The sequence below is a fragment of the Pseudomonas sp. 8209 genome, assembly GCF_028682105.1.
In the GTDB taxonomy this organism is placed as follows: domain Bacteria; phylum Pseudomonadota; class Gammaproteobacteria; order Pseudomonadales; family Pseudomonadaceae; genus Aquipseudomonas; species Aquipseudomonas palmensis.
In genome coordinates this window covers 76,072-89,380 of record NZ_JANIAH010000006.1, presented here as the reverse complement: position 1 = coordinate 89,380, position 13,309 = coordinate 76,072, and the positions used below count along the sequence as shown (strand labels likewise).

Below are 13,309 nucleotides of genomic sequence, written 5' to 3'. Positions count from 1 at the left end.
GAGGCGGTATGTTGAGTTCCGAGTTGAAGGCGTTCTACATGGTGGCCCGCCTGGGCAGCATTACCCTGGCGGCGAAGAAACTCGGGCTCAGCCAGCCGACGGTGACCACGCAGATCCGCAACCTGGAGGCCCAGTACGGGGTCGAGCTGTTCTTTCGCGGCGGTCGCCGCCTGACCCTGAGCGACGACGGCACGCGGCTGATGCCGATGGTCAAGGCGCTGATGCAGCAGGAGTCGGATATCGAGTTCTTCCTGCGCAACAGCGGCCAGGGGCAGGGCGGCCTGCGCATTGCGGCCACCGCGCCGTACTACATTCTCGACCTGGTGAAGATCTTCCGCGAGCGCCTGCCGCAGGTGGAGCTGTCGGTGGAGATCGGCAACTCGCAGCAGGTGCTGGAGTGGCTGGAGGATTACCGCGTGGACATGGCCGCCTCGTCACAGCTGGTGGAGGATGCGCGGCTGGTGCGGCGGGTACTGGGCGTCGACCCGCTGGTGGTGGCAGTGCACCGCAACCACCCCCTGGCCTCGCGTGAGGCGGTGCCGCTGAGTGCGCTGGGCGGGCATTGCCTGCTGATGCGCGAACAGGGCTCGACCACGCGCCGGCTCACCGAGCAGATGCTCGACGAGGCGGGGGTGAAGGTAGGCTCGCTGCTGGAGATCGGCAGCCGCGAATCGATCCGCGAGGCGGTGCTGCGCAACATCGGCATCAGCATCATCGCCCGCCACGAGGTGCCGCATAACCCGGAGCTTAAGGTGCTGGCGCTGGAGGGTGCGCCGGTGATGCATGAGTACCTGTACTGCCTCAAGGAACGGCGCCAGGCGCGGTTGCCTGCTGCCTTTCTCGGCCTGGCCCAGGAAGTATCGGCGTCTGGTCCATAGCCATCGCGGGTCAAGCCCGCTCCCACAAGATCGTTGTGGGAGCGGGCTTGACCCGCGATGGGCTGCGCAGCAGCCCTACAAAATCTGCCTATACCACTATCACCCGCTTTTGCCCCACCGCCACAGAACCTTCGCATTGCCCGCCTAGCATGGCCCTCACTCGTTCAGTGAGGTCCCGGCATGAACAACGCACTCGCAACCCCCGGCGCACAGATGAAAGTGCGCGGCATCCACAAACGCTTCGGCGCCTTCACCGCGCTGCACGACGTGTCCCTGGACATCGTCGCCGGCGAACTGGTGTGCCTGCTCGGCCCCTCCGGCTGCGGCAAGACCACCCTGCTGCGCTGCATCGCCGGGCTCGAACGCCAGGACCGCGGCACCCTCTACATCGGTGACCGCGACATTTCCGAGCTGCCGCCCCAGGCCCGCGACTACGGCATTCTGTTCCAGTCCTACGCGCTGTTCCCCAACCTCACCGTCGAAGCCAACATCGCCTACGGCCTGACCGCCAGCAGCCGCGACGAATCCCGTCAGCGCGTGGCCGACATGCTCGACCTGGTCGGCCTGCGCGGCAGCGAGAAGAAGTACCCCGGCCAGCTCTCCGGCGGTCAGCAACAACGTGTGGCCCTGGCCCGCGCACTCGCCCCGGCACCCTCCTTGCTGCTGCTCGACGAACCCATGTCGGCCCTCGATGCCCGCGTGCGCGACCACCTGTGCAGCGAGCTGCGTCAGCTGCAACGCCAACTTGGCATCACCACCCTGATGGTCACCCACAACCAGGACGAGGCCATGCTCATGGCCGACCGCATCGCGGTGATGAACAACGGCCAGGTCGAACAGTACGACACCCCGCAGGCCATCTACGACAAGCCGGCCACGCCGTTCGTGGCCGAGTTCGTCGGCCAGGGCAACTGGCTGCCATTCCAGCAGCGCAGCGACAGCCATGCCCAGGTAGGTGACATGAACCTGCGCCTGGCCCCCGGTGCGGGCGCGGCCAACAGTGGCCGGTTGTTCTGCCGCCCCGAGGCGATCAGCGTCAACCCGCCGGTGCATGAAGAAAACCTGTTCCCGGCCCGCGTGCGGGAAATCACCTTCCTTGGCAATCGCTGCCGCATGAGTTTCGAGTTCAACCAACTGCCCGGCCACGCACTCACCGCCGAGGTGGCGCCCGAGTCGATGCCGCGCCTGGGCTCGCAGGATATCTGGGTGGCCTTGCCGCCGCGCAGCCTGCAGGTGTTTGCCTGACATGGGCGCGCCGATGAGCCTGCCGATCGCACCTGCGAAGGCCAAGACCACCGGCGGCGTCGCGCTGGGTGATCGCCTGTTCGTGACCGGCGGCAAATGGCTGTTGCTGGTGCTGCTGACCGTCGCGGTGCTGCTGCCGTTGCTGGCGATCTTCTGGCGCGGCTTCAGCAGCGATGCCGGGCAGGGCGGCGGGCTGGTCGCGGCCCGCGAACTGTTCGCCAGCGCCAACTTCCACTGGCTGCTGGGCAACAGCCTCACCGTCGCGCTGAGCGTGGCGGCCATCGTGGTGCCCACCGCCTACCTGTTCGCCTATGCGCTGCAACGCACGCTGATTCCGGGCAAGCGCATCTGGCGCGGGATCTCGCTGCTGCCGCTGCTGGCGCCTTCGATGCTGCCGGCCATCGCGCTGGTGTACCTGTTCGGTAACCAGGGCCTGCTGCGCGGGCTGCTCAGCGACAATATCTATGGCTTCTGGGGCATCGTGCTGGGCGAGGCCATCTACACCTTCCCGCATGCGCTGATGATCCTGCTCTCGGCACTGTCGCTGGCCGACGCACGGTTGTTCGATGCGGCCTCCAGCATGGGCGCCGGGCCGCGCCGCGCGTTCACCAGCATCACCTGGCCGGCCACGCGCCAGGCCGTGTTCGCCGCGTTCTGCCTGGTGTTCACCCTCACCATCACCGACTTCGGCGTGCCGGTGGTGGTGGGTGGCGACTACCAGGTGCTGGCGCTGGAAGCCTACAAGGCGGTGGTGGGCCAGCAGCAGTTCGGCCGTGGTGCACTGATCGGCATGGTGCTGCTGGTGCCGGCGCTGCTCAGCTTTGCGGTGGATGCCTGGCTGCGCCGGCGCCAGGGCGATGCCATGAGCGGTCGCGCCCAGGTGTTCGAGCCGGCCCCCAGCCGCCGGCGTGATGCGTGCTTCCTGGCCATCGTGCTGCTGGTGTGCGCCATTCTGCTGCTGGTGGTGGGCATGGCGGTGTACTCCTCGCTGGTCAAGTTCTGGCCCTACAACCTGTCGCTGTCGCTCAAGCACTACCAGTTCGACGACACCGCCGGCGGCGGCTGGCTGGCCTACCGCAACAGCATCACCATGGCGCTGGGCACCGCCCTGATCGGCAGCGCGGTGATCTTCAGCGGCGCCTACCTGATGGAGAAGACCAGAGGCCGTCTCAACCTGCTGCTGCGCCTGCTCAGCTTCGTGCCGATGGCCGTGCCGGGGTTGGTGCTGGGGTTGGGCTACGTGTTCTTCTTCAACCTGCCGGGCAACCCGCTGCATGTGTTCTACGGCAGCATGACGCTGCTGGTGGTGTGCACCATCGCGCACTACCTGACCACCGCGCAGATGACCGCCACCACTGCACTGCGCCAGCTCGACAGCGAGTTCGAGGCCGCCGCGCTGTCGCTCAAGGCCCCGCTGTACCGCCACTTTGCGCGGGTTACCGTGCCGATCTGCCTGCCAGCGCTGCTGGACATCATCCGCTACCTGTTCGTCTCGGCGATGACCACCGTGTCGGCGGCCATCTTCCTCTACAGCCCCGACACCATCCTGGCCGCGGTGGCGGTACTGAACATGGACGATGCCGGCAACGTCGGCGGTGCCGCCGCCATGTCCACCCTGATCCTGCTGACCAGCGCCGGCGTGTCACTGCTGCTGGCGTGGGCCTCGCGTGGCCTGCTCAAACGCTCCCAGGCCTGGCGCTAGCGCGCGCAGGGCCACTGATTGTTCTTCCAACCCTGTACTGCTCAAAGGAACCGCACCATGTTCAAGCCACTTGCTCTTGCCGCTGCCGTGCTCGCTGCCGTGACCGTGCAGGCCCAGGCCGCCGACACCCAGCTCACCGTGTACACCGCGCTGGAGGCCGAACAGCTCAAGACCTACAAGCAGGCCTTCGAAAAGGCCAACCCGGATATCGAGATCAAGTGGGTGCGTGACTCCACCGGCATCATCACCGCCAAGCTGCTGGCCGAGAAGGATCGCCCGCAGGCCGACGCGGTGTGGGGCCTGGCGGCGTCGAGCCTGGCGATCCTCGACCAGCAGGGCATGCTGCAGACCTATGCCCCCAAGGACCTGGACAAGATCGGCGCCAACTACCGCGATGCGGCCAACCCGCCGGCGTGGGTGGGCATGGACGTGTGGGCGGCGACCATCTGCTTCAACACCATCGAGGCCGAGAAGCAGGGGCTGAGCAAGCCGGTGAGCTGGCAGGACCTGACCAAGCCCGAGTACAAGGGCAAGATCGTGATGCCCAACCCGGCCTCGTCCGGCACCGGTTTTCTGGATGTGAGCGCATGGCTGCAGACCTTCGGCGAGAAGCAGGGCTGGCAGTACATGGACGAGCTGCACCAGAACATCGGCCAGTACGTTCACTCCGGTTCCAAGCCGTGCAAGCTGGCGGCGGCGGGAGAGTTCCCGATCGGCATCTCGTTCGAGTACCCGGCGGTGCAGCTCAAGCGCCAGGGCGCGCCGCTGGATATCGTGCTGCCCAAGGAAGGCCTGGGCTGGGAGATCGAGGCCACTGCGCTGATCAAGGGCAGTCAGCATGAAGCCGCGGCCAAGCGCCTGGCCGACTTCTCGGCGAGCCCGGCGGCGATGGAGCTGTACAAGGAGAACTTCGCGGTGCTGGCGCAGCCGGGCATTGCCAAGCCGCAGACCGAGTTGCCGGCCGATTACGAGCAGCGTCTGATCAAGAACGACTTCGGCTGGGCATCGAAGAACCGCGACAGCATTCTGGCCGAGTGGCGCAAGCGCTATGACGGCAAGTCGGAGAAGGTGGCGCAGCAGTAAATCCGCTTCGCATTCATCGCGGGTCAAGCCCGCTCCCACAGGGATCATCGCCGTCCTTGTGGGAGCGGGCTTGACCCGCGATGGCCGCACCACAATCCTGAAGGGAACCCCCATGTCAGATTTTCTCATCGTCGGCGCCGGCATCCTCGGCCTGTCCCACGCCTACGCCGCAGCCCGGCGCGGCCTGCGGGTCAAGGTGTTCGAACGCAGCGCCACCCCGCTGGGCGCCTCCATTCGCAACTTCGGCCAGGCCCTGGTCAGCGGCCAGCCACCCGGCCAGATGCTCGAACTGGCCAAGGCCAGCCGCGGCATCTGGGCCCACTGGGCCGAGCACGCCGGCTTTGCGCTCAAGCGCAACGGCTCGCTGCTGCTGGCCCGCACCGCGCTGGAGCAAGACCTGCTCGAAGCCTTCTGCAACGGGCGTGCACTCGAGCACGGCTACCCGGTCGAACTGCTGCAGGGCGCCGCGCTCGATGCGCTGTACGACGGCCAGTTCCGCCATCATCGCGCCGCCCTGCGTGGGCTGGACGATCAGCAGGTGTACTCGCGCGAGGCCATCCCTGCGCTGGTCAACTACCTGCGCGAGCAACTGGGCGTCGAGTTCCACTTTTCCACGCTGGTGCGCGAGGTGGAGCCGGGGTTTCTGACCACCACCGCTGGTCGCTTCAGCGGTGAGCACATCGTGGTGTGCAGCGGGCACGACTACCAGACGCTGCTCGCCGAGCCGATGGCGCAGTTGCAGCCGCAGGTATGTCGCCTGCAGATGCTGCGCGCCCGGCCATGCTTCGGCCTGGACCTGCAGCATTCGCTGCTGACCGGGTTGAGCTGCCTGCATTACGGGGCGTATGCCGACCTGCCGCAGGCGCAGGCCCTGCGCGCCGAGGTGCAGGCCGGCAGCCCGCACCTGCTGGAAAACGGCATTCACCTGTTGATCAGCCCGACGCCCCATGGCGAGCTGATCATCGGCGATTCGCATGCCTATGGCAGCGATGCATCGCCGTTCAATGCCGAGCAGGTGGACAACTGGATGATCGAGCTGGCCGAGCAGGCGCTGGGTGGGCGCATCGAGGTGCTGGAGCGCTGGCAGGGGGTGTACGGCTCGGGTGGGCCGGGGCCGTTTTCGCTGCTGGCGGTAGCGCCGGGGGTGAGTGCGGCGCTGATGCACAGCGGGGTGGGGATGAGCGTGGGGCCGGCGTTGGCGGAGGGGCATATTGCACGTCTGATCTAAGACCGCCATCGCGGGTCAAGCCCGCTCCCACAGGGATCGCACACTCTCTGTGGGAGCGGGCTTGACCCGCGATTGGCCTTAAAGCTCCTGCACAAGACTGTCGATCTGCTCCTGCCGCTCCGCCTGGCCGAGTTTGGCCCCTGGGTTCATCGACGACCACTGCGGGTGCGCCCGCGCCTTGCTCAGCGCCTCCGGCAACTTGCCCTCGCGCCAGCCCTTGTCGCTGGGCAACGTGAGCTTGATGCGAGCTGTCGCCGCATGCCCGCGCCCCTCCAGCGCTGCCAGCAACTGACGCTGACGCAACGCCAGCAAGCGCAGCACCCCGTCGTCCACCGTCAGTTCATGCTGGCCCTTCAGCTTGCCCATCAGCCGCGAACCGTAACTGCGTGCCGTCTGCAGCGCACCCCCGGCAATCGCCCCGGCCAGTGCGGCCGCCCCCAGGGTGATGCCGCCGACCAGCAGGTCGACTCCGGCACCGGCCGCCGCGCCCGCGGCAACCCCGCTGCCCAGGCGCACGCCCAGCAATTTCAGGGTCTCGGGGTTGAACAGGTCATCGCCCCAGCGCCCGTCCAGCAGCGGTAGCTCGCCGGTGTTGGCGTCGTCCTTGCGAAACGCATACAGCTTGAGCAGCGCCTCGACGCAGCGTTGTTCACGCTGGCGAATCACCTGATGCAGCTCGCTGATCGCCGCTGCCTCGGCCTCCGGCCTGGCGATCACGCTACGCCGGCACGCCGCGCAATCGAGCAGCAGTTCGGCAATCAGGCGCTTGGCGCTGTGCTGGCGTGCCACACGCTGGGCCTGCTGGTCATCGATAAGGCGCTGCAAGGCCGGGCGCGCATTCTCCAGCAGCAAGGCCAGGCTTTCGTACAGGCGCTGCTCGCCATCCTGCGGCGGGGCCACGCTGTCGAAGCGCACCAGTGCGTGCAGCCCCAGGCGTGCCAGGGCCTCGCGCCAGTCCGGCTCGCGATGCTCGTTGCTGGCCACGAAGTTGAGCACCGGCAGCAGCGGTTTGCCGCAACCGGCCAGCACTTCCAGTTCATCCCGGTACTTGGCCAGCACCGGCTCGCGGGCGTCGATCACGTACAGCCCGGCATCACTGGCCAGCAGCTGGCGCAACACCTTGGCCTCCTGCTCGAAGCGCTGGCGCGCCTCGTTGCCTTGCAGAAAACGCTCGACCCGCGCCGGTCCGTCCAGCCGCTCACCGGGCCGATCGAGACGCTCCAGGTAATCGAGCAGCGCGATGGCATCCTCCAGGCCCGGGGTGTCGTACAGCTCCAGCAGCGGCTCGCCCTCCACCGACAGCCGTGCGCCTTCCACATGCCGGGTGGTGCTGGGGCGGTGCGAGACTTCGCCGAAACCCACGTCGCGGGTGAGCGTGCGCAGCAGCGAGGTCTTGCCGACGTTGGTGTGGCCGACCACGGCCAGTTTCAACGGCTTAGTCATGGCCATGCTCCAGCCAGTTGAGGGGGGCACTGTCGGCGTAGGCCAGGCCCAGTTGCTCCAGCGCCTGGTGCCAGTCGCCCAGGCGGTCGGCGTCCAGTGCCTGGCCGGGTGGCGCCTGCAACAGCCAGATGCGCGTGGCCCCGGCGCTGCGCGCAAGCTCGGCCAGCAGCGTCAGGCTGCCCCGGTCGGGCGAGCGGCGCGGGTCGCAGGCGATGGCCAGGCGCGCGGGCGGGAAGCGGCTCAGCTGTTCGAGCAGCCTGTTGCGTGATTCGCGGCTGTCGAGGATACCGGCGTTGGTCACCGAGGCTGGCAGAGCGGGCGGCCAGGGGCGCTGGTCGTCGAGCTCCAGGCCCACCAGCAAGGCGCCCTCGGCCGGTGCGTCGCCTTCGCTGCGGGTGATTTCGGGCAAGGCCTGCGGGGCAGGGTCGTTGACCCCCAGGCGTTCGCTGCTGGGCATCAGCACGTCGCGCAGGGCGCTGTAGCCGGGCAGGTTGAGGTCCAGGCCCAGGCGCCGGCGCCCGCTGTGCCAGCGCCACAGGCACAGGGCCGCGAGCACCAGCCGCGGCAGCAGGCCGTACACCACCAGCACGCCGAGCATCCAGCCGGCCCACGACTGGCGTGCCAGCTCCAGCGCCGGTTGGCTGGCGCCGCTGGCGCGGATCATGGCCGCGTCCGGCACGCTGAAGCCCAGCAGCGCGGGCAGGGTGCCGAGGGCCTGGGTCAGGCCGACAAAGGTGTCGGGGTCGAGGATGGTGGTTTCCCACACAAAGCCATAACGCCGGGTGGCCAGCAGCATCAACATCACCACCAGGGCGCTGGCCAGCGCCAGCAGCCACAGGCCGTGCACCAGCAGGCCGAGCAGCCAGCGGTTGAGGCGCTGGCGTTGCAGCAGTACCAGCAGGGCTGGGGCCAGATGCGCGGCCTTGGCATCGCGGGCGAACTTTTCGCTCAGCCATAGCCACAGCCGCCCCAGGCTGGCGCCATGGTCGCCGGCCAGGGCAAAGCCCAGAGTCCAGCTCAGCAGCATCAGCAGGTTAAGCCCCAGCAGGCTGCCCAGCGCCCAGAACACGTTGACCGGGCGCTGGCCGTCGCCCAGCCCGGCGAAGGCCAGGCCGGCACCGCTGAGCACGGCGAGCAGCAGCAGGGCCAGCAGCGCCAGGCGCGCCCCGGCTTTCCAGCGCCCCAGCGCGGCGCGCAGGCCGTCGCGTTCGGCCAGCCACAGGGCGCGGTGTTCGATGCGTGCAGCCAGGTCGCCGCCTTGCTGGCGCGCACGGCGGTTGGCTTCCTGGTCTTCCAGCGCGCCGGCATGTTCTTCACGCAGGCGCACGGCTTCGGTGAGCCAGCGTTTGTCCAGGTCAGTCAGTCCAGTCACACCCAGCTTCCATTGATCAAAACTGCCCAAAGCATAACCCACGCATCGGCCAGCGGGCTTTGCTATCCTCGCGGGCATGAAAACATCACTGCCTCTCAGCCTGATCGCGGCCCTCGCCGAGAACCGCGTCATCGGCATCGACAACAGCATGCCCTGGCATTTGCCGGGGGATTTCAAGTATTTCAAGGCCACCACGTTGGGCAAGCCGATCATCATGGGTCGCAAGACCTGGGATTCGCTGGGGCGCCCCTTGCCGGGGCGTCTGAACCTGGTGGTCAGCCGTCAGCCGGGCCTGGTGCTGGAGGGCGCCGAGGTGTTCGGTTCGCTGGATGAGGCCATCGTGCGGGCCGAGCAGTGGGCGCTGGAGCACGGCGTGAACGAGCTGATGCTGATCGGCGGTGCGCAGCTGTACGGGCAGGCGCTGGAACGCGGGCTGGCGGATCGGCTGTACCTGACGCGGGTCGAGCTCAGCCCGGTGGGGGATGCGTGGTTCCCCGAGGTGGATGCGCAGCAGTGGGCGATGAAATCGACCCAGGCCAATGCGGCTGAAGGGGACAAGCCGGCTTATCACTTCGAGGTGTGGGAGCGGCGTTGATGCATTCGCCGGCAAGGCCGGCTCCTACACGATTGCTGTAGGAGCCGGCCTTGCTGGCGAAGGGGTCTTCAGCTATGCGTCAACTGCGCATGCTCATCGGCCTCCAGCAGCACCTTGTCGGTCTGCCCCATGGCCTGGCTGGTCAGGGTACCGGCCACCATCGCACCACTCACGTTCAGTGCCGTGCGGCCCATGTCGATCAGCGGCTCGACCGAGATCAGCAGCGCCACCAGCTCCACCGGCAGGCCCATCGCCGGCAGCACGATCAGCGCGGCGAAGGTCGCACCGCCGCCCACCCCGGCCACCCCGGCCGAACTCAGGGTCACGATGGCCACCAGCGTGGCGATCCACAGCGGGTCGAGCGGGTCGATGCCCACCGCCGGGGCCACCATCACCGCCAGCATCGCCGGGTACAGGCCTGCGCAACCGTTCTGGCCGATGGTCGCGCCGAACGAGGCGGCAAAGCTGGCAATCGCCTGAGGGATGCCCAGGCGACGGGTCTGCGCCTCGATGCTCAGCGGAATGCTCGCCGCACTGGAGCGGCTGGTGAAGGCAAAGGTCAGCACCGGCCATACCTTGCGGAAAAACCGCAGCGGGTTGACCCCGCCCAGGCCCAGCAGCACACCGTGCACCAAGAACATCAGGCCCAGGCCGATGTACGACACCACCACGAAACTGCCCAGCTTGAGAATGTCGTCCAGGTTCGAGCTGGCCACCACCTTGGTCATCAGCGCCAGCACGCCATACGGGGTGAGCTTCATCACCAGGCGTACCAGGCGCATCACCCAGGCCTGCAGGGTGTCGATGGCCACCAGCGCACGGTTGCCCTTGTCGGCGTCATCCTTGAGCAGTTGCAAGGCGGCCACACCGAGGAACGCGGCGAAGATCACCACGCTGATGATCGAGGTCGGCTTGGCCCGGGCCAGGTCGCCCACCGGGTTGGTGGGGATGAACGACAGCAGCAGTTGCGGGATGTTGAGGTCGGCGACCTTGCCCGCGTAGTCACTCTGGATGGTCTGCATGCGCGCGGTTTCCTGCACGCCGGCCACCAGGCCTTCGGCGCTGAGGCCGAACAGGTTGGTCAGGCCGATGCCGATCAACGCGGCGATGGCCGTGGTGAACAGCAGGGTGCCGATGGTCAGGAAACTGATCTTGCCCAGCGACGAGGCGTTGTGCAGGCGTGCCACGGCGCTGAGGATCGAGACGAAGATCAGCGGCATGACGATCATCTGCAGCAGGCCCACATAGCCGTTGCCGACCAGGTCGAGCCAACTGATGGTGCTTTTCAGGACCGGGCTGCCGGCACCGTAGATGGCATGCAGGGCACTGCCGAACAGCACGCCGACGACCAGGCCGACCAGCACTTTCTTGGCCAGGCTCCAGGAGGTCTTGCTGGTTTGCGCCAGGCCCAGCAGCAAGGCTGCGAACACCAGCAGGTTGAGAAACAGCGGCAGGTTCATTGAAGCTCCAGACAAAGGGCGGGGCGTCGCGTCTGTGCGCGATTGCGAACAGAAATGCTAACAGCCTGAAAAACAACGAAATTAGATCTAAATGGAATTTAGATAGATGGTTTTGGAATAACCATATTCCTCGGCAAGCAAAGACGGACGAAAACAGATGCGGGGCTGGGGTGTAAGGGGCAGATGTTGCCGCCCTCTGTACCGGCCTCTTCGCCGGCAACGCCGGCTCCTAAGGGGGCAACGGCGTCTGTAGGAGCCGGCGTTACCGGCGAACACCGCACCGCAGGCAAAAAAAACCGGCGCCTGGGCGCCGGTTCTTTATTGTCGCCAGACCTTACAGCCCGTCCAGCATGGCCTTGTTGCGCACCGCGCCCTTGTCGGCACTGGTGGCGAGCAGGGCGTAGGCCTTGAGTGCGGTGGTCACCTTGCGCGGACGCTGCTCGACCGGCTTCCAGCCCTTCTTGTCCTGCTCGACACGCCGCGCCGCCAGCTCTTCATCGCTGACCAGCAGGTTGATCGAACGGTTGGGAATGTCGATCAGCACCTTGTCGCCGTCGCGCACCAGGCCAATCGCGCCGCCTGCTGCCGCTTCCGGCGAAGCATGGCCGATGGACAGGCCCGAGGTGCCGCCCGAGAAGCGCCCGTCGGTCAGCAGCGCACAGGCTTTGCCCAGGCCCTTGGACTTCAGGTAAGAGGTCGGGTACAGCATCTCCTGCATGCCCGGGCCGCCTTTTGGCCCCTCGTAGCGGATGATCACGATGTCGCCGGCCTGCACTTCGTCGGCCAGAATGCCGCGTACCGCGCTGTCCTGGCTTTCGAAGATCTTGGCGTTGCCTTCGAACACGTGGATCGACTCGTCGACGCCTGCGGTCTTCACCACGCAGCCATCCAGCGCGATGTTGCCGTACAGCACGGCCAGGCCGCCTTCCTTGGAGTAGGCGTGCTCGAAGCTGCGGATGCAGCCGTTCTCGCGGTCGTCATCCAGGGTTTCCCAACGGGTCGACTGGCTGAACGCGGTCTGGGTCGGGATGCCGGCCGGGCCGGCCTTGAAGAAGTGGTGCACCGCTTCGTCGTCGGTCTGGGTGATGTCCCACTTGGCGATGGCTTCTTCCATGCTGCGGCTGTGCACGGTCGGCAGGTCGGTGTGCAGCAGGCCGCCACGGGCCAGCGAACCGAGGATGCTGAAGATGCCGCCGGCGCGGTGGACGTCTTCCATGTGGTACTTCTGGATGTTCGGCGCCACCTTGCACAGCTGCGGCACGCTGCGCGACAACCGGTCGATGTCGCGCAGGTCGAAGTCGATCTCGGCTTCCTGGGCGGCGGCCAGCAGGTGCAGGATGGTGTTGGTCGAGCCGCCCATGGCGATGTCGAGCATCATGGCGTTCTCGAACGCCTTGAAGTTGGCGATGTTGCGCGGCAGTACCGACTCGTCGTTCTCGCCGTAGTAGCGCTGGCACAGTTCGACGATGGTGCGGCCGGCCTTGAGGAACAGCTCTTCGCGGTCGCTGTGGGTGGCCAGGGTCGAACCGTTGCCCGGCAGGGCCAGGCCCAGGGCTTCGGTCAGGCAGTTCATGGAGTTGGCGGTGAACATGCCGGAGCACGAACCGCAGGTAGGGCAGGCGCTGCGCTCGTATTCGGCGACCTTTTCGTCACTGGCCGAGCTGTCGGCGGCGATCACCATGGCGTCGACCAGGTCCAGGCCGTGGCTGGCCAGCTTGGTCTTGCCGGCTTCCATCGGGCCGCCGGACACGAAGATCACCGGGATGTTCAGGCGCAGGGCGGCCATCAGCATGCCGGGGGTGATCTTGTCGCAGTTGGAGATGCACACGATGGCGTCGGCGCAGTGGGCGTTGACCATGTACTCGACCGAGTCGGCGATGATCTCGCGACTGGGCAGCGAGTACAGCATGCCGTCGTGGCCCATGGCGATGCCGTCATCCACGGCGATGGTGTTGAATTCCTTGGCCACGCCACCGGCGCGCTCGATCTCGCGGGCCACCAGCTGGCCCAGGTCCTTCAGGTGCACGTGGCCCGGGACGAACTGGGTGAAGGAGTTGGCGATGGCGATGATCGGCTTCTTGAAGTCGGCATCTTTCATGCCGGTAGCGCGCCACAGGGCGCGTGCGCCGGCCATGTTGCGACCGTGGGTGGACGTTTTCGAGCGGTAATCAGGCATGAAGCACTCCTGGCGGCTAATCAGGTAACAAAAAGGGGAGTGAGCTTCTCTTGTCCTTTGCACCGAAGGCAGGTGGCCGCTGGTACGGATGAGGCCGAAAACACCACGGGATCGCCGAGGGCTCGAC

General features: G+C 66.9%; 10 protein-coding genes. 6 read left to right on the top strand and 4 right to left on the bottom strand.

The window, feature by feature from the left end; genetic code table 11:
* The first annotated feature begins 8 nt into the window (after window positions 1–8).
* From NP552_RS14375 to NP552_RS14355, 5 genes are all read left to right on the top strand, one after another.
* On the top strand, window positions 9–878 hold the full coding sequence (locus NP552_RS14375) for a LysR family transcriptional regulator (protein ID WP_043863456.1): 870 nt from the start codon (window positions 9–11) through the stop codon (window positions 876–878).
* A gap of 180 nt (window positions 879–1,058) precedes the next feature.
* Complete coding sequence (locus NP552_RS14370; RefSeq protein ID WP_054915524.1) at window positions 1,059–2,123, top strand: putative 2-aminoethylphosphonate ABC transporter ATP-binding protein; 1,065 nt, start codon at window positions 1,059–1,061, stop codon at window positions 2,121–2,123.
* Between the two features lies 1 nt (window position 2,124).
* Complete coding sequence (locus tag NP552_RS14365; protein WP_274096854.1) at window positions 2,125–3,825, top strand: putative 2-aminoethylphosphonate ABC transporter permease subunit; 1,701 nt, start codon at window positions 2,125–2,127, stop codon at window positions 3,823–3,825.
* Between the two features lie 57 nt (window positions 3,826–3,882).
* Complete coding sequence (locus tag NP552_RS14360; RefSeq protein ID WP_054915526.1) at window positions 3,883–4,908, top strand: putative 2-aminoethylphosphonate ABC transporter substrate-binding protein; 1,026 nt, start codon at window positions 3,883–3,885, stop codon at window positions 4,906–4,908.
* A 112-nt stretch (window positions 4,909–5,020) separates the two neighbouring features.
* The gene (locus NP552_RS14355; protein ID WP_274096853.1) at window positions 5,021–6,136 is read left to right on the top strand and encodes a TIGR03364 family FAD-dependent oxidoreductase; all 1,116 of its coding nucleotides are present in this window, start codon (window positions 5,021–5,023) and stop codon (window positions 6,134–6,136) included.
* Window positions 6,137–6,214: 78 nt separating this feature from the next.
* Here the strand turns inward: NP552_RS14355 and NP552_RS14350 are convergent, their stop codons facing one another.
* Together NP552_RS14350 and NP552_RS14345 are read right to left on the bottom strand one after the other, a co-directional pair.
* Entirely contained in the window at window positions 6,215–7,579 is a 1,365-nt protein-coding gene (locus NP552_RS14350) for a DUF3482 domain-containing protein (RefSeq protein ID WP_058541772.1), read from the bottom strand.
* Window positions 7,572–8,951, bottom strand: coding sequence for a DUF2868 domain-containing protein (locus NP552_RS14345; protein WP_274096852.1), 1,380 nt, complete (start codon window positions 8,949–8,951; stop codon window positions 7,572–7,574). The genes NP552_RS14350 and NP552_RS14345 overlap by 8 nt, the downstream gene beginning before the upstream one ends.
* Before the next feature lie 76 nt (window positions 8,952–9,027).
* Here NP552_RS14345 and NP552_RS14340 point away from each other — a divergent pair, with 76 nt between their 5' ends.
* Window positions 9,028–9,546, top strand: a complete 519-nt coding sequence (locus NP552_RS14340; RefSeq protein ID WP_043860005.1) for a dihydrofolate reductase — start codon at window positions 9,028–9,030, stop codon at window positions 9,544–9,546.
* Between the two features lie 68 nt (window positions 9,547–9,614).
* On the opposite strand, the gene NP552_RS14335 is transcribed toward NP552_RS14340, so the two are convergent.
* Together NP552_RS14335 and ilvD are read right to left on the bottom strand one after the other, a co-directional pair.
* Window positions 9,615–11,006, bottom strand: a complete 1,392-nt coding sequence (locus tag NP552_RS14335; RefSeq protein WP_274096851.1) for an L-cystine transporter — start codon at window positions 11,004–11,006, stop codon at window positions 9,615–9,617.
* A 334-nt stretch (window positions 11,007–11,340) separates the two neighbouring features.
* Complete coding sequence (gene ilvD / locus NP552_RS14330) at window positions 11,341–13,182, bottom strand: dihydroxy-acid dehydratase (RefSeq protein WP_043860003.1); 1,842 nt, start codon at window positions 13,180–13,182, stop codon at window positions 11,341–11,343.
* Between the last annotated feature and the right edge of the window lie 127 nt (window positions 13,183–13,309).

Bases quoted from the DNA above. Each gene is read 5' to 3' on its own strand.
- ilvD (WP_043860003.1), bottom strand. From the start codon at position 13,182: ATGCCTGATTACCGCTCGAAAACGTCCACCCACGGTCGCAACATGGCC.
- NP552_RS14335 (WP_274096851.1), bottom strand. From the start codon at position 11,006: ATGAACCTGCCGCTGTTTCTCAACCTGCTGGTGTTCGCAGCCTTGCTG.
- NP552_RS14355 (WP_274096853.1), top strand. From the start codon at position 5,021: ATGTCAGATTTTCTCATCGTCGGCGCCGGCATCCTCGGCCTGTCCCAC.
- NP552_RS14375 (WP_043863456.1), top strand. From the start codon at position 9: ATGTTGAGTTCCGAGTTGAAGGCGTTCTACATGGTGGCCCGCCTGGGC.
- NP552_RS14350 (WP_058541772.1), bottom strand. From the start codon at position 7,579: ATGACTAAGCCGTTGAAACTGGCCGTGGTCGGCCACACCAACGTCGGC.
- NP552_RS14370 (WP_054915524.1), top strand. From the start codon at position 1,059: ATGAACAACGCACTCGCAACCCCCGGCGCACAGATGAAAGTGCGCGGC.
- NP552_RS14340 (WP_043860005.1), top strand. From the start codon at position 9,028: ATGAAAACATCACTGCCTCTCAGCCTGATCGCGGCCCTCGCCGAGAAC.
- NP552_RS14360 (WP_054915526.1), top strand. From the start codon at position 3,883: ATGTTCAAGCCACTTGCTCTTGCCGCTGCCGTGCTCGCTGCCGTGACC.
- NP552_RS14365 (WP_274096854.1), top strand. From the start codon at position 2,125: ATGGGCGCGCCGATGAGCCTGCCGATCGCACCTGCGAAGGCCAAGACC.